This is a genomic window from Actinomycetospora flava (assembly GCF_037400335.1).
Lineage (GTDB): Bacteria > Actinomycetota > Actinomycetes > Mycobacteriales > Pseudonocardiaceae > Actinomycetospora > Actinomycetospora flava.
This window is the reverse complement of record NZ_JBBEGM010000028.1, coordinates 1-17,937: the sequence shown is the minus strand read 5'-3', so window position 1 is coordinate 17,937 and position 17,937 is coordinate 1. Positions and strand designations below refer to the sequence as shown.

13 protein-coding genes are annotated in these 17,937 nt (G+C 74.2%); 9 read left to right on the top strand and 4 right to left on the bottom strand.

Annotated features, from left to right (window positions below; all coding sequences use genetic code 11):
- Positions 1-322: 322 nt before the first annotated feature.
- On the bottom strand, positions 323-2,668 hold the full coding sequence (gene sftH / locus WCD58_RS33245) for a DEAD/DEAH box helicase (RefSeq protein WP_337707436.1): 2,346 nt from the start codon (positions 2,666-2,668) through the stop codon (positions 323-325).
- A 226-nt stretch (positions 2,669-2,894) separates the two neighbouring features.
- On the opposite strand from sftH, the gene WCD58_RS33240 reads away from it, so the two are divergent.
- Positions 2,895-5,213 carry a sodium-translocating pyrophosphatase gene (locus WCD58_RS33240; protein WP_337707435.1) on the top strand — a complete coding sequence of 773 codons (2,319 nt, stop codon included), beginning with the start codon at positions 2,895-2,897 and terminating at the stop codon, positions 5,211-5,213.
- 72 nt (positions 5,214-5,285) lie between these two features.
- On the opposite strand, the gene WCD58_RS33235 is transcribed toward WCD58_RS33240, so the two are convergent.
- Positions 5,286-5,969, bottom strand: coding sequence for an SDR family NAD(P)-dependent oxidoreductase (locus WCD58_RS33235; RefSeq protein ID WP_337707434.1), 684 nt, complete (start codon positions 5,967-5,969; stop codon positions 5,286-5,288).
- Between the two features lie 100 nt (positions 5,970-6,069).
- On the opposite strand from WCD58_RS33235, the gene WCD58_RS33230 reads away from it, so the two are divergent.
- The 3 genes from WCD58_RS33230 to topA all read left to right on the top strand — a co-directional run bounded on the left by WCD58_RS33230 (position 6,070) and on the right by topA (position 11,106).
- Positions 6,070-6,924, top strand: coding sequence for a helix-turn-helix transcriptional regulator (locus WCD58_RS33230; protein WP_337707433.1), 855 nt, complete (start codon positions 6,070-6,072; stop codon positions 6,922-6,924).
- 171 nt (positions 6,925-7,095) lie between these two features.
- Positions 7,096-7,953: a hypothetical protein gene (locus WCD58_RS33225; RefSeq protein ID WP_337707432.1), complete on the top strand. Its 858-nt coding sequence runs from the start codon at positions 7,096-7,098 to the stop codon at positions 7,951-7,953.
- Positions 7,954-8,157: 204 nt separating this feature from the next.
- Entirely contained in the window at positions 8,158-11,106 is a 2,949-nt protein-coding gene (topA, locus tag WCD58_RS33220) for a type I DNA topoisomerase (RefSeq protein WP_337707431.1), read from the top strand.
- 56 nt (positions 11,107-11,162) lie between these two features.
- On the opposite strand, the gene WCD58_RS33215 is transcribed toward topA, so the two are convergent.
- Positions 11,163-11,819 (bottom strand): FMN-dependent NADH-azoreductase, encoded by a 657-nt coding sequence (locus WCD58_RS33215; protein WP_337707430.1) that lies wholly within the window; start codon positions 11,817-11,819, stop codon positions 11,163-11,165.
- A gap of 101 nt (positions 11,820-11,920) precedes the next feature.
- Here WCD58_RS33215 and WCD58_RS33210 point away from each other — a divergent pair, with 101 nt between their 5' ends.
- The 3 genes from WCD58_RS33210 to WCD58_RS33200 all read left to right on the top strand — a co-directional run bounded on the left by WCD58_RS33210 (position 11,921) and on the right by WCD58_RS33200 (position 15,676).
- The gene (locus WCD58_RS33210) at positions 11,921-12,409 is read left to right on the top strand and encodes a MarR family winged helix-turn-helix transcriptional regulator (RefSeq protein WP_337707429.1); all 489 of its coding nucleotides are present in this window, start codon (positions 11,921-11,923) and stop codon (positions 12,407-12,409) included.
- A gap of 133 nt (positions 12,410-12,542) precedes the next feature.
- Complete coding sequence (locus tag WCD58_RS33205) at positions 12,543-14,477, top strand: bifunctional MFS transporter/dTMP kinase (protein ID WP_337707428.1); 1,935 nt, start codon at positions 12,543-12,545, stop codon at positions 14,475-14,477.
- The gene (locus WCD58_RS33200; protein WP_337707427.1) at positions 14,474-15,676 is read left to right on the top strand and encodes a DNA polymerase III subunit delta'; all 1,203 of its coding nucleotides are present in this window, start codon (positions 14,474-14,476) and stop codon (positions 15,674-15,676) included. The genes WCD58_RS33205 and WCD58_RS33200 overlap by 4 nt, the downstream gene beginning before the upstream one ends.
- Here the strand turns inward: WCD58_RS33200 and WCD58_RS33195 are convergent.
- Positions 15,654-16,202, bottom strand: coding sequence for an SRPBCC family protein (locus WCD58_RS33195; RefSeq protein WP_337707426.1), 549 nt, complete (start codon positions 16,200-16,202; stop codon positions 15,654-15,656). The genes WCD58_RS33200 and WCD58_RS33195 overlap by 23 nt on opposite strands.
- A 26-nt stretch (positions 16,203-16,228) precedes the next feature.
- On the opposite strand from WCD58_RS33195, the gene WCD58_RS33190 reads away from it, so the two are divergent.
- Both WCD58_RS33190 and WCD58_RS33185 read left to right on the top strand, forming a co-directional pair.
- Positions 16,229-17,413, top strand: coding sequence for a serine hydrolase (locus tag WCD58_RS33190; protein WP_337707425.1), 1,185 nt, complete (start codon positions 16,229-16,231; stop codon positions 17,411-17,413).
- Between the two features lie 3 nt (positions 17,414-17,416).
- Positions 17,417-17,893 (top strand): ArsR/SmtB family transcription factor, encoded by a 477-nt coding sequence (locus WCD58_RS33185; protein ID WP_337707424.1) that lies wholly within the window; start codon positions 17,417-17,419, stop codon positions 17,891-17,893.
- The last annotated feature ends 44 nt before the right edge of the window (positions 17,894-17,937 follow it).

Below are 17,937 nucleotides of genomic sequence, written 5' to 3'. Positions count from 1 at the left end.
CCGAGGGCACACCACCACAACTACACACACTTCGGGTCCCCTCGGGGCGACGCCGGACCAGCGAGGCGGGCGAGTCCGCCGCGCGCCCGCCGCCCCACCGGACCACCGAACGCCGACGCGCCGGTCCACCCGTCGCGACCGGCCGACGGTCCGGCCCAGGGGAGGACCCCGCGGCGGTGGGCCGCATGCGCATCGCGCGCCCACCGCCGCCCCCTACGGCGCCGCAGGCCGGGTCGATCACTTCCCCGGCCTGCGGCGCTCCAGACCTCGCCGCGGGTCGGGACGGACCCCGAACCCCCGACCCGCGGCGGAGCCAACCGAGTCAGTCCTCCGCCAGCCGCCCCAGCACCGCGTCGAGGACGAGGATGGCGCCGGCCTTGTCGAGCGGGTCGTTGCCGTTGCCGCACTTCGGCGACTGCACGCACGACGGGCACCCCGAGGGGCACTCGCAGTCCGAGATCGCGGCCCGCGTCGCCGTGAGCCACTCCCGCAGCGCCTCGTGCGCCCGGTCGGCGAAGCCGGCCCCGCCCGGGTGGCCGTCGTGCACGAAGACCGTCGGGTGCCCGGTATCGGGGTGCAGGGCGGTCGAGACGCCGCCGATGTCCCAGCGGTCGCAGGTCGCCACCAGCGGGAGCAGCCCGATCGCCGCGTGCTCGGCGGCGTGCAGCGCGCCGGGCCAGCGCGCGGGCTCGAGGCCGGCGCGCAGGAGCGCCGACTCGCTGAGCGTGTACCAGACCGCGCGCGTTCGCAGCGACCGCGCCGGCATGTCCAGCGGCGTCTGGTCCAGCACCCGCCCGGAGGGGAGTTTGCGCAGGTAGCCGACGACCTGCTCGGTCACCTCCACGCTCCCCAGGCACACCTGCAGCTCGCCGTGGGCGGCGCACTGCTCGGTCTCCTCCACCGAGATGTCGATCACCGTGCGCGCCTGGGTCGTCCACTCCGGGTCCTCGGCGTGGACGTGCGCCAGGCCCTCGTCGAGGTCGAGGGTGTCGACGACGTAGCTCTCGCCCTGGTGCAGGTGCACGGCGCCGGGGTGGACGGTCGCGGGTGCGGTGCCGGGGTCGACGGTGCCGAGCATGCGCCCGGTCTCGGACTCCACGAGCACGACCTGCTCGCCGCCGCTGCCCCGGATGTCGACGCCGGCGTGGGGCCGGTCGGTGGGGTGCGACCAGAACCAACCCCCGCGCCGCCGGCGCAGCAGCCCCTCCGCGACGAGGTCGTCGACCACCGACAGGGCCGCCGCCCCGCCGAGCGCCGCCACGTCGTCGCGGGTCAGCGGGATCTCCGACGCCGCGCAGGCCAGGTGCGGCGCGAGCACGTAGGGGTTGGTCGGGTCGAGCACGCAGCGCTCGAGCGGCGCGCCGAGCATCGCCTGCGGGTGGTGCACGAGGTAGGTGTCGAGCGGGTCGTCGCGGGCCACGAGCACGACGAGCGCGTCGTCCCCCGACCGCCCGGCCCGGCCCGCCTGCTGCCAGAACGACGCCCGCGTCCCCGGGAAGCCGGCGACGACCACGGCGTCGAGACCCGCGATGTCGACGCCGAGCTCGAGCGCGTTCGTCGTCGCGACCCCGCGCAGCGCCCCCGTGAGCAGCGCCTGTTCCAGCTCGCGGCGCTCCTCGGGGAGGTAGCCGGCGCGATAGGCCGCCACCTGCCGGGCCAACGAGGGATCGACCTCCGCCAGCACCCGCCGCGCGCCCAGCGCCGTGAGCTCCGCCCCGCGCCGCGACCGCACGAAGGCCAGCGACCGGGCCCCTTCGAGCACGAGGTCGGCGAGCATCCGCGCGGTCTCGGCCCCCGCCGAGCGGCGCACCGGCGCGCCGTTCTCCCCGGTGACCTCCTCGAGCAGCGGCGGCTCCCACAGCGCGACCGCCCGCGCCCCGCGCGGCGACCCGTCCTCGGTGACCTCCGCGACGTCCAGCCCGGTCAGCACGGAGGCGGAGACGGCCGGCTCCGACACCGTCGCCGAGGCGAGCACGAACGTCGGGTGCGCCCCGTAGCGCGCGCACACCCGCCGCAGCCGGCGCATGAGCAACGCCACATGCGAGCCGAACAGACCGCGGTAGGTGTGGCACTCGTCGATCACGACGTAGCGCAGCCGGCGCAGGAACGTCGTCCAGCGCCCGTGCCGCGGCAGCACCCCGCGGTGGAGCATGTCGGGGTTGGTGAACACCCAGTTGGCGTGCTGGCGGACCCAGTCGCGCTCGGGGATCGGGGTGTCCCCGTCGTAGGACGCGGCCCGCACGCCCTCGACGCGCAGGTCGTGGACGGTGCGCAGCTGGTCGGCGCCCAGGGCCTTGGTCGGCGAGAGGTAGAGGGCGGTCGCGCGCGGGTCCGTGTGCAGGCGCGTCAGCACCGGCAGCTGGTAGGCCAGCGACTTCCCCGACGCCGTGCCGGTCGACACCACGACGTGCTCGCCGGCCCAGGCGTGCGCGGCGGCCGCGGCCTGGTGGCCCCAGGGCCGGTCCACGCCGCGGGCGAGGAGCGGCGCGCGCACCTCCTCGGGGACCCAGTCGGGCCACCCGGTGGTGCGCCCGTCGCGGGCCGGGACGATCTCGGCGTGGGTCAGCGGGCTCTCGCCGGAGGGGGTGCCGGCCAGCACCCGGCGCAGCAGCTGGGCGCCGCGGGTGTCGCCGGGCAGCGCGTCGAAGACCTCCTGCACGCCGCCCACGCGATCCGACCCTGACACAGGCTCCGCACCCCCGCTCTCGCTCGTGAAAGAAACACACCTCACAGCTCCCGGGGGAACTGCTGTGCGACCGGGTGACGCCCACCTCCTACACTGCGGCACCTGTCCACCACCCGTCGTATCGGGTCGTGGCCTGAATCATCACGCGCCGAGGTCGCCGCGAGGCCGGGCCGGGCGCGTCGAGCAGAAGTGCCAACCGGGAGGCTGGATGCAAGCGTCCGTCCTCGCCGCGGGGATCACGTTCTCCGCCGGCGACAACATCGTGGTCGTCGTGGTGGCGGTCGTGGCCGTCATCGCGCTGATCATCGGCGTCGTCCTGCGTCAGCAGGTCCTGGCGGCCGACCAGGGCACGCAGGGCATGCGTGAGATCGGGCAGGCGGTCCAGGAGGGCGCGAGCGCCTTCCTCACCCGCCAGTTCAAGACCCTCGCGCCGTTCATCGTCGTGGTCTTCCTGGTGCTCTTCGCCCTGCCGGCCAACAGCACGGGCGAGCTGATCGGACGCTCGGTCGCCTTCGTCGTCGGCGCCCTGTTCTCCATGGCGATCGGCGCGCTGGGCATGAACCTGGCGACCCAGGCGAACATCCGCGTCGCCGCCGCGGCCAACGAGCCGGGCGGGCGCGACAAGGGCGCCAAGATCGCGTTCCGGACCGGCGGCGTGGTCGGCATGGCCACCGTCGGCCTCGGTCTGTTCGGCGCGGCGATCGTCGTGCTGATCTACGTCGAGGAGGCCCCGCGCGTCCTCGAGGGCTTCGGCCTCGGCGCCGCCCTGCTCGCCATGTTCATGCGTGTCGGCGGCGGCATCTTCACCAAGGCCGCGGACGTCGGCGCCGACCTCGTCGGCAAGGTCGAGCAGAACATCCCCGAGGACGACCCCCGCAACGCGGCGACGATCGCCGACAACGTGGGCGACAACGTCGGTGACTGCGCCGGCATGGCCGCCGACCTGTTCGAGTCGTACGCGGTCACCCTGGTCGCCGCGCTGATCCTGGGCTCGGTCGCCTTCGGCACGCTCGGCCTGACGTTCCCGCTGATCATCCCGGCGATCGGTGTCCTCACCGCGATCATCGGTGTGTTCATCACCCGCACCCGTGAGGGCGAGAACGCGCTGCGCGCGATCAACCGCAGCTTCTACATCTCGGCGATCATCTCGATCGTCGCCTGCTCGTTCGCGGCGTTCTACTACCTGCCGACGAGCTTCGCCGAGCTGCCCGGCGTCGACGCCGACCGCATCGGCGACCTCGCCGCCGCCGGCAACCCGGCGGTCATCGCCGCCATCGCCGTGGCCATCGGCATCGTGCTCGCGATCATCATCCTGTCGCTGACCGGCTACTACACCGGCACCGAGACCCAGCCGGTCAAGGACGTCGGCACCAGCTCGCTCACCGGTGCCGCCACGGTGATCCTCGCCGGCATCTCGGTCGGCTTCGAGTCGGCGGTCTACACCGCGATCGTCATCGGTGCCGCCGTCTACGGCGCGTTCCTGCTCTCGGGCTCCGTGTTCGTCGCCCTGTTCGCCGTGGCCCTCGCCGGCACCGGCCTGCTGACGACGGTCGGCGTCATCGTCGCCATGGACACCTTCGGTCCGGTCTCGGACAACGCGCAGGGCATCGCCGAGATGTCGGGCGACGTCGAGGGCGCCGGCGCCGACATCCTCACCGAGCTGGACGCGGTCGGGAACACCACCAAGGCGATCACCAAGGGCATCGCCATCGCCACCGCGGTGCTCGCCGCGACGGCGCTGTTCGGGTCGTACAACGACGCGATCACCCAGGCCTACAGCGAGGCGGGCCAGGCGCTCAGCGACATCTACAACATCACCGCCCCGAACGTCCTGGTCGGCGTCCTCATCGGCGCGGCCGTGGTGTTCATGTTCTCTGGTCTCGCGGTCAACGCCGTGTCCCGCGCGGCCGGTGCCGTGGTGTACGAGGTGCGCCGCCAGTTCAACTCGATCCCCGGGATCATGCAGTACCGCGGGGGTCAGGGTGAGGGTCGTCCCGAGTACGGCAAGGTCGTCGACCTCTGCACCCGCGACGCGCTGCGCGAGCTCGCCACCCCCGGCCTGCTCGCGATTCTCGCCCCGATCGCCGTCGGCTTCGGCCTCGGCGTCGGCCCGCTCGCGGGCTACCTCGGCGGCGCGATCGCGGCCGGCACGCTGATGGCGGTGTTCCTGGCCAACTCCGGTGGTGCCTGGGACAACGCCAAGAAGCTCGTCGAGGACGGCAACCACGGCGGCAAGGGCTCCGACGCCCACGAGGCGACGATCATCGGTGACACCGTCGGTGACCCGTTCAAGGACACCGCCGGCCCGTCGATCAACCCGCTGATCAAGGTCATGAACCTGGTCTCGGTGCTGATCGCCCCGGCCGTCGTGGCGCTGTCGGTGGGTGTGGACGCCAACCCGGCCGTCCGCATCACGATCGCCGTCGTCGCGGTGGTCGGCATCGCGGTCGCGATCTACGTGTCGAAGCGCCGCTCGACGGCCATCGCCGACTCCAACCAGGACGCGGCGACTCCCGCCTCGGCCTGACGCGGGCGCACGTCGTACGACACGAACGGCGCCTTCGCTGCTTCCGATGCAGCGAAGGCGCCGTTCGTTCGTTCACCAGGCGACCGCACCGTGGCGATCGAGGAACCGGCCGGACGGCCCCGCCGTGTCCAGGGCGGCGGCGACGATCGCGTCGGTGCCCTCCTCGACGGTCTGGGTGCCCTGGTGATCGTTGAGGTCGGTGGCGGTGTAGCCGGGGTTGACCACGGTGACGAGGACGTCCGGGAGGCTCTGCGCGTAGCCGACGGAGATCATGTTCAGCGCCGCCTTCGTCGACGGGTACGCGAGGTGGGGGTGGTTGCCCCAGCGCCCGGTCGTCATCTCCGTCAGCGAGCCGAGGCTCGACGACACCATGACCAGCCGCGGCCGCTCGGCGCGGCGCAGCAGCGGCAGGAACGCGCGGGTCACGCGGACCGGGCCGAAGACGTTCGTCTCGTACGCCTCGCGGAGGTCCTCGACGCCGGTGTCGGCCGGCGTGACGGTGCCGCCGACCATCGCGGCGTTGTTGACCAGGACGTCGATGCCGCCGACGGCGTCCTCGACCTCCTTCACGGCGGCCTCGACGGACGCGTCGTCGGTGACGTCGAGGGCGACGGGGCGGATGTCCAGGCCCTCGGGGACGACGAACGACGACGGCTCGCGGCAGCCCGCGAGGACGGTCCAGCCCTGCGCGGCGAGCCGGCGGGCGGCGACGACGCCGAGCCCGCGGGAGGCTCCGGTGATCAGTGCGGTGCTCATGGCCCCACGTTGCGCCGCGCCGTGGCGGGCGACCAGGGAGCACGGACCCGGGGACCGGCGGTACCAGGCTCCGCCGCCGGGAACGGGGCAGGCTGGAGCCATGTCCCGGGGTGACAGGAGCGAGCTCGCGGCCGCCCTGCGCCAGTGGCGCGAACGTCTGGGCCCGGCCGACGCGGGCCTGCCCGCCGGTCCGCGGCGGCGCACGCCCGGGCTGCGGCGCGAGGAGGTCGCGCAGCTGGCCGGGGTGTCGATCGACTACGTCGTGCGCCTCGAGCAGGGCCGCGGCCCGCACCCGTCGTCGTCGGTGCTCGGTGCGCTCGCCCGCGCATTGCGCCTCACGGGGCCGGAGACGACGCACCTGTTCGACCTCGCCGGCGTCGAGACCCCCGGCGCGGGCCAGATCGTCGACGTCGTGCGGCCCAGCGTGCTGCGCCTGCTCGACCGCATGCACGACCTGCCCGCGATGCTCGTCGACGCCCGCAGCACCCTGCTGGCCTGGAACCCGCTGCTCGAGGCGCTGTACGGCGACCTCTCCGCGATCCCGCGGGACAGGCGCAACATGCTCTGGATGCGCTTCGGGCCCCGCGGCGGCGAGGGCCGCGCGCTCGTGGTCGACGAGGACGGCAGCCGCGAGCGGCTCGACCGCCTCTCGGTGGCGCAGGCGCGCGGCGCACTCGGCCGCTTCCCCGACGACCCGGTGCTGCGGGGGCTCGTCGACGAGCTGAAGCGGACGAGCCCGATCTTCGCGGAGCTGTGGGCGCAGCGGCCGGTGGAGGACCGCCGCGTCGACCGGAAGTCGTTCGAGGTGCCCGGCGTCGGGCAGCTGACCCTCGACTGCGAGTCGCTCGAGGTGCCGGGCGACGACCAGCGCCTCGTCGTCTACTCCGCCGTGCCGGGCAGCCGCGACGCCGAACTGCTCGACCTCCTGCGCGTGGTGGGCCTGCAGACCGTCTGAGGTCCCACGCCCGTTCGAACGCATGTTCTAGGCTCCGCGGGCGTGGGGCAGCTGTCGTTCTACTCGGCTGACGCCCGCCCGCGCGCCCTGACCGACCTCGAGGGCCTGCTCTGCGGGCCGGGACGCGCGGAGATCTTCGGACGGGGCTCGGCGGCGCGGCTCACGATCGTCGTGGGGCCCGAGCCGGAGCCGGAGCCGGAGGAGGACGAGGACGCCGAGGGGGAGGACGTCAAGTCCGCGGCCGACGACACGCCCGAACTCGTCGCCGAGCCCGATCCCGACGACCCCGATCCCCTTCCCGACGTCGACCCGGACGAGCTCGCGTTCCTCGACCTCGACCCCGATGAGATCGCCGCTCGGGTTGGCATGAAGGTCGACCGAGCTGGCGGATTTCCTGACACCCAACGTCAGTATCTCGCCTCCGGCGCGGCAGCTCCGCTTCGCTCCGTGCCGCAGGGTGGCCGCCACGCTGAAACACACGCCGACTCCGAAACCGGCGTGTCGCCGGAGCGAGGCTGTGGCGATCCTGGCGTCAGACGCCGGCAAAGCCGCATCGCTCGCACGCCGGAGGCCGACGACCCCCTCGTGACGTGGCGCGTGCGGGCCCTGTGCTGCGCGCTGCGGGCGCGCGGGGTGCCCGCCGAGGTCGGGCGTACCGACGACGGGCGCCCGGAGGTCCGCACGGCGTTCCGGGCCGATCTGGTGGACCTCGCGCGGGCCTGGACCTGCGGCGGGGGAATGAAGCACGTGCCCGAGGGGTTCGAGCTCGACGGACCCCGGTTGCGGCTGTGGGTGCTCGCCGCGGGCGCGGTCGACGGGAGGGCGTACACGCTCGGTCTCGACCCCGACGCACCGGGATCGAGTGATCGTCTGGTCACGGCGAGTCGTCACGCGGGGCTCGGGGCGACCCTGGCGGGTGCGGCGCGGACACCGGTGCTGCGTATCGTCGGGAGGCGACGGCATGGTCGACTCGGCGAACTGCTGGGCCGACCGCCCCGCGATCTGGCCGAGGGTGTCTGGCCGGTGTGAGCCCGGTGACATCCGTTCCGGAACCACCCGCTCGGCCCCATGACCAGCACCGATCGGTCCAGATTCCGGGTCGCCGCCCCCAGCGCCGGGACCCGTCACCACCCTGGTGCGTGACCGTTGACACCGGTCGCGCCCGGCGCAGGTGACACCGTGAGGCACACTGGCGGCGAGTGGCGACCCGCCATGAGTACGACGAGACGAGGCATGCCCGTGGCACCGACGAAGGGCTCGACGACGGCACGCAGCGCGACCACCGAGGCCGACGCCCCGACGCAGAACGGGTCGACGGCCGGGTCCGGCGCGCGCGCGAAGTCCGGCGCCAGGTCCTCGGGCGGAGGGAAGAAGACCGGTCGCGGCGGCGCGACCCCCGCCGGTGACGGCGGCCGCCGCCTCGTGATCGTCGAGTCCCCCGCGAAGGCCCGCAAGATCGCCGACTACCTGGGCTCGCGCTACATCGTCGAGTCCAGCCGCGGCCACATCCGCGACCTCCCGCGCGGCGCCGCCGACGTCCCCGCCAAGTACAAGGGCGAGGCCTGGGCGCGTCTGGGGGTCGACGTCGACAACTCCTTCGAGCCGCTCTACATCGTCACCCCGGACAAGAAGTCCACGGTGACCGAGCTGAAGGACGCGCTCAAGGAGGTCGACGAGCTCTACCTCGCGACGGACGGCGACCGCGAGGGCGAGGCCATCGCCTGGCACCTGCTCGAGACGCTCAAGCCCAAGGTCCCGGTCCGGCGCATGGTGTTCCACGAGATCACCGAGTCGGCGATCCAGGCGGCCGCGGCCAACCCCCGCGAGCTCGACAAGGACCTCGTCGACGCGCAGGAGACCCGGCGCATCCTCGACCGGCTCTACGGCTACGAGGTCAGCCCCGTGCTGTGGAAGAAGGTCATGCCGAAGCTCTCGGCGGGCCGCGTGCAGTCGGTGGCGACCCGCGTCATCGTCGAGCGCGAGCGCGAGCGGATGGCGTTCGTGTCCGCCGGCTACTGGGGCATCGACGCCCAGCTCCGCGCGACGGAGAGCAAGGACGACCAGGCCCCGCGCAGCTTCAAGGCCAGCCTCACCGCCGTCGACGGCGCCCGCGTGGCCACCGGCCGCGACTTCGACTCGCTCGGCCAGCTCAAGACCCAGGACGTGCGCCGCCTCGACGAGGGCGACGCCCGTCGGCTCGCCGAGGCCCTCGCCGACCGCGACTACACGGTCTCGTCGGTCGAGGAGAAGCCCTACACGCGCAAGCCCTATGCGCCGTTCATGACCTCCACCCTCCAGCAGGAGGGCGGACGCAAGCTGCGGTTCTCGGCCGAGCGGACGATGCGCACCGCGCAACGCCTGTACGAGAACGGCTACATCACCTACATGCGCACGGACTCCACGACGCTGTCCGACACGGCGATCAACGCCGCGCGCACCCAGGCCCGCGAGCTCTACGGCGCCGAGAACGTCGCCGAGAAGCCGCGCCAGTACACGCGCAAGGTCAAGAACGCGCAGGAGGCCCACGAGGCAATCCGCCCCGCGGGCGAGTCGTTCCGGACGCCGGGCCAGGTCGCGAACGAGCTCTCCGGCGACGAGTTCCGCGTCTACGAGCTGATCTGGCAGCGCACGATCGCGAGCCAGATGCGCGATGCGCGCGGCACCACGATGAGCGTGCGCATCACCGGCACGGCCGCCACCGGCGAGGAGGCGACGTTCTCGGCGTCCGGCCGGACGATCACGTTCCCCGGGTTCCTGCGCGCCTACGTCGAGACCGTCGACGAGGAGGCCGGCGGCGAGGCCGACGACGCCGAGCGCCGCCTGCCGCGCCTGGCCGAGGGCGACGCCTGCGCCGCCGACGAGCTCACCCCCGAGGGCCACAGCACCAACCCGCCCGCGCGCTACACCGAGGCGAGCCTGGTCAAGACGCTCGAGGAGCGCGGCATCGGCCGGCCCTCGACCTACGCGTCGATCATCAACACGATCCAGGAGCGCGGCTACGTCTGGAAGAAGGGCAGCGCGCTCGTCCCCAGCTGGATCGCGTTCGCCGTGGTCGGGCTGATGGAGCAGCACTTCGGGCGCCTCGTCGACTACGACTTCACCGCCGCGCTCGAGGACGAGCTCGACGCGATCGCCGCGGGCAATGCGCAGCGCGAGACGTGGCTGTCGCACTTCTACTTCGGGGCGAACGGCAACGGGAACGGGACCGTGAACGGCGACGGCGTCGAGGCCTCGATGTCGAACCTCGGCGGGCTCAAGAAGCTCGTCGGCGACAAGCTCGAGGGCATCGACGCGCGCGAGGTCAACTCGCTGCGGATGTTCGCCGACGACCAGGGCCGCGACGTCGTCGTGCGCGTCGGCCGCTACGGGCCCTACCTCGAGCGGGTCGTCACCGAGGACGGCGAGGAGAAGTCCCAGCGGGCCAACCTGCCCGAGGACCTCCCGCCCGACGAGCTCGACCTCGCGCACGCCGAGGAGCTCTTCGCGACCCCGCAGGAGGGGCGCTCGCTGGGCACCGACCCGGAGTCGGGCCACGAGATCCTCGCCAAGGAGGGCCGCTACGGGCCCTACGTCACCGAGGTGCTGCCCGAGGGCGACAAGTCTAAGCCCCGCACGGGTTCGCTCTTCGCGTCGATGACGCTCGCCGAGATCACCCTCGACGACGCGCTCAAGCTGCTGAGCCTGCCGCGCGTCGTCGGCACCGACCCGGAGTCGGGCGAGGAGATCACCGCCCAGAACGGGCGCTACGGGCCCTACCTCAAGAAGGGCAAGGACTCCCGGTCGCTGGACAGCGAGGAGAAGCTGTTCACGGTGACCCTCGAGGAGGCCCAGAAGCTCTACGCCCAGCCCAAGCAGCGGGGCCGGGCCGCGGCGAAGCCGCCGCTCAAGGAGCTCGGCACCGACCCGGCGTCGGGCAACCAGATGGTCGTCAAGGACGGCCGGTTCGGCCCGTACGTCACCGACGGTGCGGGCGTGAACGCCTCGCTGCGCAAGGGCGACGCGGTGGAGAGCCTCACCGACGAGCGGGCCGCCGAGCTGCTGGCCGAGAAGCGGGCCAAGGACGGCACCAAGCCCGGCGCCAAGAAGCCCGCGGCGAAGAAGGCCCCCGCGAAGAAGGCCCCGGCCAAGAAGGCCCCGGCCAAGTCGGGCACGGGCACGAAGCGCGGGACGCCCACCAGCTGACGGCCGAGGGACCCGTGTCCTGAGAGGACACGGGTCCCTCGCTGCCGTCGTGGGCCTCAGGCCACCCCGGCGGTGACGCCGCGCGCCATCTCCCGGCCGGCGTCCCCGGCGAGCTCGTGGGCCCGGGCGCGGATCTGGTCGGCGAGCGGGCGCAGCTCGGCCATCGCCGGCACGGTCTCCGCCAGCGTCAGCTCGGCCTCGACGAGGGTGACGTCGCCGCCCCACACGTCGGCGAGGATGCGCACGATCCAGCCGGTGGCGTGGTCCCACCCGGCGCGCGGGGTGCCCTCGCCGTAGCCGCCGCCGCGCGCGATCACGAGCGTCACCGGCTTGCCGGCCAGCGGCGAGGTGCCCGGGGCGAAGCGCGGGTCGGTGATGAGCAGGTCGATCCACATCTTGAGCTGCTGCGAGACGCCGAAGTTGTAGAGCGGCGTCGCGATGACGAGCGCGTCGGCGCCCTCGACCTCGTCGGCGAGGCGGGCCGCGAGGTCGACGGCGGCGCGCTGGTCGTCGCTGCGCTGGTCGTCGGGCGTGAAGCCCGCGAGCGCGGCGGTCGGCCAGGCGTCGGCCGGCACGGGGTCGGTGCGCAGGTCGCGGCGCACGACGGTGCCGTCCGGGTGCTGCTCGAGGTAGGCCCGCTCGAGCGTGTCGGCGACCTCGCGGCTCACCGATCCCTCGGTGCGGATGCTGCTGTCGAGACGGAACAGGGTCACGGGGTCCTCCGGGAGGAGCAGAACAAGAGCTGTCACCAAGATGTTCTGTCGCACAGACGTTCTTGTCAACAGAAGTGCTCGCGAACCGCTAGTCTGTGTCCATGACCACGCCGCGCGTCGAGGCCGACCTGGGCTGGGCCCTGGGCCGGGTGGCGCGCGCCCACCTGCGTACGGCCCAGGACGTCGTGTCCGGCCTGCCCGGCGGGCCGCGGGGCTACCAGGTGCTGGCCGGGCTGGCCGCGGGCCCGCCGCGCTCGCAGCTGGCGCTCGCGCGCACGCTCGGCGTCGACCGGACGGTCATGACCTACCTGCTCGACGAGCTCGAGGGCGCCGGACTCGTCGAGCGCCGCCCCGACCCGGCCGACCGGCGTGCGCGCCAGGTCCTGCTCACCGAGGTGGGCAGCGGCCGGCTGTGCGGGCTCGAGCGCGACCTGCGGGCGGCCGAGGACGAGCTGCTCGCCCCCCTCGAGCCCGCCGAGCGCGACCAGCTCCGCGCGCTGCTGCAGCGGCTCGCCGTCGGGGGGGACGCCGTCAGCGCCTGCCAGGTCGCGGCCGAGATCCAGGAGATGCAGGCCGACGGCAGCTGCTGAGCGGCGCCTCACGGGGAGGATTCCGCTCGCCACTACCCTGCGGTGAGGGCCGGGTCGAGGCGAGGGGTGATCAGGGATCGACGAGCAGCCCGCGGAGTCCGGCGCGCCGTCCGCGACGCACCGGATCCGCAGCGTGCTCGCGATCCGCCCGTTCCGCAGGCTCTGGGCGGTCACCGCGGTCGCGAGCTTCGGCGACTGGCTCTCGCTGCTCGCCCTGACCGCGCTCGCGACCCAGCTGACCAGCGGCTACCAGGCCCAGAGCTTCGCGCTCGGCGGCGTCGTCGCCACCAAGCTGCTGCCGGCGCTGTTCATGGCCCCGCTGGGCGGCGTGCTGGCCGACAAGTTCGACCGGCGCACGGTGATGGTCACCTGCGATGTCCTCAAGGCCATGCTGTTCCTGTCGATCCCGCTGGTGGGCTCGCTGTGGTGGCTGTTCGCGGCCACGTTCCTCATCGAGCTGTGCGCGCTGGTGTGGATCCCGGCCAAGGACTCGTCGGTCCCCAACCTGCTCAAGCGCTCCGACCAGGTGGAGACGGCCAACCAGCTCTCCCTGGTGATGACCTACGGTGTCGCCGTCATCAGCGCCGCCGGGGCGTTCGCGCTGATCTCGAAGTCGGGCAACATCGCGGGCTGGCACCCGAGCCCGACCACCACGGTCTACCTCGCCCTCGTCGTCAACGGCCTCGCGGCGCTGCTCACGGCGTTCACGGTCGCCTTCCGCATCCCCGAGATGTCCGGGCGCAGCGCGGAACGCCGCGCGGCCGCCCCTGGCCTGCTGGCGATGCTGCGCGACGGCGCCCAGTTCGTGTCGACGACGCCGCTGATCCGCGGGCTGGTGGTCGGCATCGTCGGGGCCTTCGCGGCCGGCGGCGCGGTGATCGCGAGCGCCCGGCTGTACGCGACGAGCCTCGGCGGCGGCGACGCGGCCTACTCGGTGCTGTTCATCGCCCTGTTCACCGGGCTCGCGCTCGGGATGGCGACGGTGCCGCGCATGGCCCGTCGGATGCCGCACCACCGGCTGTTCGGCGTCGCGATCGTCGGCGCCGGCACCTCGCTGCTCGCCGTCGCCGTCGCGTGGCACCTCTACCTCGCGCTCGTCACCGTCGTGTTCGTCGGGTTCTTCGCCGGCACCGCGCTGCTCACCGGGCTGACGATCATCGGCGCGCAGGTCGAGGACGCCGTGCGCGGGCGGGTCGTCGCGTTCGTGCAGTCGATCGTGCGCGTCGACCTGCTGGCGTCGATGTCGGTGGTGCCGCTGCTGGTCGGGCTCGTGCAGTCGCGGACGCTGACGCTGTTCGGGCAGACCGCGCAGGTCGACGGCACGCGGTTCGTGATGTTCGGGGCGGGCATCGTCGCCGCGGCGGTCGGCGTGCTCGCCTACCACCAGATGGACGACCGCCGCGACCGCACCATCCTCGCCGACGTCAAGCGCGCGCTGCGCCGCAGCCGCCACGGCGAGCCCGGCCTGCTCGTCGCGGTCGAGGGCGCCTCGCGCACCGACACCGCCGAGCAGAGCGAGCGCCTCGTGCGCCGGCTCGCCGAGCAGGGTGTCGACGTGGTGCTCGCCGGCCGCAGCGCCACCGACGCGGCGCGCGTGTCGGCGGCGGTGTCCGCGAGCGGGCTCGACGGGCAGCGCGCCCGGGCCCTCGTCGCGGCGGCTGTGCGCGCCGACGTGCTCGCCCACGAGGTACTGCCCGCCCTGCGCGCCGGGAAGGTCGTCGTCATCGAGGGCTGCCTGGACTCGCCGCTGGCCCGGGTCGGCGACGAGCTCGACGCCGCCGACCTGCAGCGTCTCGGCGCGTGGGCCACCGGTGCCGTGCGGCCCGACGTCACCGTGCTGCTCGACCGCGACCCGAGCGTCCACGACCCCGCACCCGTCACGGGTGGGGTCGTCGACACCTGGCAGGTCCAGCGCACGCTGACCGAGATGGCCGCCGCCGACCCGGACCGCTACGTGCGCGTCGACGCCGACGGCGACCCCGCCGACGTCGCGGACCGCGTGCACGAGCTCCTCGCCCCGCTGGTGGCACGAGCTCGTCGGGTGGGTGCGGCATCATCGACGGCGTGAGCGTGTGGTCGCAGGTCGTCGGTCAGCCGGCCGCGGTGGCGGAGCTGCAGGCGGCGGCCGAGCGCGCCGCCCGGGTGCGGTTCTCCGACGAGCTCGACGACGGCGCCGCGGGGCCCACCGCGGGCATGACCCACTCCTGGCTGTTCACCGGCCCGCCCGGCTCGGGGCGGTCCGTGGCCGCCCGCGCCTTCGCGGCCGCGCTGCAGTGCCCGCACCAGGGCTGCGGCGAGTGCCCCGCCTGCCACACGGTCATGGCCGGCACCCACGCCGACGTGCGCGAGATCGTCCCCGAGGGCCTGTCCATCAGCGTCAAGGAGGTGCGGACGACCATCGACGTCGCCGCCCGCCGCCCGACCACGGCGCGCTGGCAGATCGTCATCGTCGAGGACGCCGACCGTCTCACCGAGCAGGCCTCGAACGCCCTGCTCAAGTCGGTGGAGGAGCCGGCGGAGCGCACGGTGTTCCTGCTGTGCTGCCCCTCGGAGCACCCCGACGACATCTCGGTGACCATCCGTTCGCGCTGCCGCGCGGTCCGCCTGCGCACGCCGGCGGCCGACGCGATCGCCGCCGTGCTCGTCGAGCGCGACGGCATCCCCGAGGCCGACGCGACCTGGGCGGCGTCGGTCTGCGGCGGGCACATCGGCCGGGCGCGGCGCCTGGCGCGCGTGCCCGAGGCCCGCGAGGAGCGCGACGCCGTCCTCGCCCTGCCCCGCGCGCTGCGCTCGCCCGCCGACGCCTTCGCCGCGTCGGACGCCATGGTCGGCGCGGCCGAGACCGAGGCCGCCGCCCTCGCCGCCTCCCGCGACGACGCCGAGCGCGAGGAGCTCGCGGTCTCCCTCGGCGCCGGCGGCACGGGCAAGGGCACCGCCCAGGCCCAGCGCTCGGCGCGCGCGGCGGAGAAGGACCTCGAGAAGAAGCAGAGGTCGCGGCTCACCCGCACCAAGCGCGACGCCCTCGACCGCGCGCTGGTCGACCTCGCCGGCTACTACCGCGACGTCCTCGTGCGCGGGGTCGGCGCGTCCGTCACCTCGACCCACCCCGACCGCGCCACCGAGATCGGCAACGCCGCCCGCGACAGCACACCCGAGGCCTCCCTGCGCCGCCTCGAGGCGATCCTCGCCTGCCGCGACGCCCTCGCCGCCAACGTGAAGCCCGAGATCGCGATCGACGCGCTCGTCACGGCGCTGCGGGCGGGCTGAGCCGCTCGCGCAATCCCGCCGCGAGGCCGGCGATCGTCAGGGCGTCGACCGCGCCGCCGAGCGTCTCCGCGAGCCGCACGTGGCGTACGGGGCCGAGGCGCAGCCGCAGCAGGACGCGTGTCCCGCCGTCCATCGGGCGCAGCGTGATCGACCAGGACACGTCCGTCCGACCGCGTCGCGAGCGGTAGACGACGACGTGCGGCGGCTCGATCTCGTCGACGACGAAGGTCTCGTCGCGGCCGCCGTAGTCGGGGATCACGTCGCCGGGGGCGAGGTGCTGCCAGCGGTCGACGATCCGCACCGCGGCGCGCCGGCGGCGCGGGACCAGCCGCTCGACGCGGGCGGGCAGGTACCACCCCGCACGCCGCTTGCCGAGCTGGGCGATCCACGGCCACACGTCGCCCGGCGCGCAGGCGAGGGTGAACGCGCGGTCCATGACGACGTCGGCCGGCACCACGAGATCGTCGCCGGGCCGTGGCTCGCGCTCCTCGGTCGGCGAGGCGGCGACGGCGTCGAAGAGACCCACGCCGTCCATCCTGCTACTGTTCCGCCGTGCCGGAATTTCGGAAAAGCGGAATCGCGGCGACGGCCCTGGCCCTCGCGCTGCTCCTGCCCGCCGCCTGTTCGTCGGGCGACCCCGGTGGGACCGCGGCGCCGGCCGTGCCCACGGCGGCCGTACCCGCGAACCCGCCCCGGCCCGCGGAGTGCGCCCCCGCGCCCGCCGCCGACCCGACCTCGGCCGACGGATGGCTCGGCATCCTGGCCGCGACGCCCGACGACGTGGGCCTGGTGGTGGACGACGGGCGGGGCTCGGTCGTCTCGCACGCCCCGGACGCGCCGATGCCGGTGGCGTCGGCGGCCAAGGTCGTGCACGTCGCGGCGTACGGCCGGGCGGTGGCCGAGGGCCGCCTGCGTCCCGACGAGCAGGTGCGCGTCGGCGACTGGGAGAACTGGTACCTCGCCGCCGACGGCGGGGCCCACGCGACCGCGCTCGACCTCCTCGGCATCCCGCGCAACGGCCTGCAGGGCGCGGTCGACCCGAACCGCACGGTGACGCTCCAGCAGATGGTGACGTCGATGGTGCAGGCCAGCGACAACGCCGCCGCCGACTACCTGCGCGACCGCCTCGGCGACCAGGCGCTGCTCGACGCGGCCGCGGCGGGCGGGTGGCAGGGCTTCGACGTCCCCTCGGAGCTCGGCGCGCAGCTCGCCCTCGTGCGTCCCCAGGAGGCGCCGCCGCTGTCCGCGCCGCGGTCCGTCCGCGGCCCCGCCGAGCTGGCGATGGCGCAGCGCTTCGCGTCCGATCCGGCCTACCGCGAGGACTCCCGGCAGCGCCTGGTCGCGCAGGCCCAGGACGTCGAGGCCTACGTGCTCGAGAGCGCGCGGTGGGCGCAGGCGACCTCCACGGGCTCCGCGGCGCAGCTCGCCGGGCTGTGGCGGGCGGTGATCAGCGGGTCGTTCGGGGCGGGCGCCGACGTCGCCCGCGGCGAGCTGGAGGTCGCCGGGCAGCGCCCGGACGGTCAGTTCCGGGCCTTCAAGGGCGGCTCGTTCCCGGGCGTCGGCGCGATGGTGCTCAGCATCCGCCGGCCGGACGGCACGATCGGGATCGGCGTGCTGCTCGGGCGGGGCTTCCGGCCGACGACCGACCCGAACGAGGTGGGGCTCGCTCAGCTGCGCCTGCTCTCCTCGGCGATGGAGGACCCGGCCGCCCGGTCCCGCGTCCTCTGCCTGGTCTGAGCCGTGGACACCCCGGAGGCCAGGCTCGACGCCCTCGAGGCGCGCGTCGCCGCGCTCGAGGAGGGGGCGGGCGGCACCTCAGCCGGTGACCGCCCCACCGGCGAGGCGGGCGAGATCGGCTACCACGGCAACGTGCGCCTGCAGGAGGACAAGGGGCCGATCACCTGGACGATCGGGTACGACGCCGCCGCCACCCTCGGGCTCGCGGCCGGCCCGGTGGCCGAGGTGCTCGCCGCACTCGGCCACCCCGTGCGCCTCGCGCTGGTGCGCCGCCTGCTGACCGGTCCCGCGGGGACGGGCGAGCTGGTCGACGCCGCCGAGCTCTCCTCGTCCGGCCAGCTCTACCACCACCTGCGCACGCTCACCGCCGCCCGCGTCGTCGAGCAGGACGGCCGCACCTACCGGGTCCCGGACACCGGCGTCGTGCCCGTGCTCGTCGCCCTCCTCGCCGCCGCCGACCTCGCCGGCACCCTGCGCTGAGCGATCACCGGGTGCGAGCGATGCGGCATGGCTGGCGTCTCACG

What these genes read in the sequence shown, in the direction of transcription:
- WCD58_RS33240 (WP_337707435.1), top strand. Translation starts at nt 2,895, where the DNA reads ATGCAAGCGTCCGTCCTCGCCGCGGGGATCACGTTCTCCGCCGGCGAC.
- WCD58_RS33210 (WP_337707429.1), top strand. Translation starts at nt 11,921, where the DNA reads ATGACCACGCCGCGCGTCGAGGCCGACCTGGGCTGGGCCCTGGGCCGG.
- WCD58_RS33235 (WP_337707434.1), bottom strand. Translation starts at nt 5,969, where the DNA reads ATGAGCACCGCACTGATCACCGGAGCCTCCCGCGGGCTCGGCGTCGTC.
- topA (WP_337707431.1), top strand. Translation starts at nt 8,158, where the DNA reads ATGCCCGTGGCACCGACGAAGGGCTCGACGACGGCACGCAGCGCGACC.
- WCD58_RS33230 (WP_337707433.1), top strand. Translation starts at nt 6,070, where the DNA reads ATGTCCCGGGGTGACAGGAGCGAGCTCGCGGCCGCCCTGCGCCAGTGG.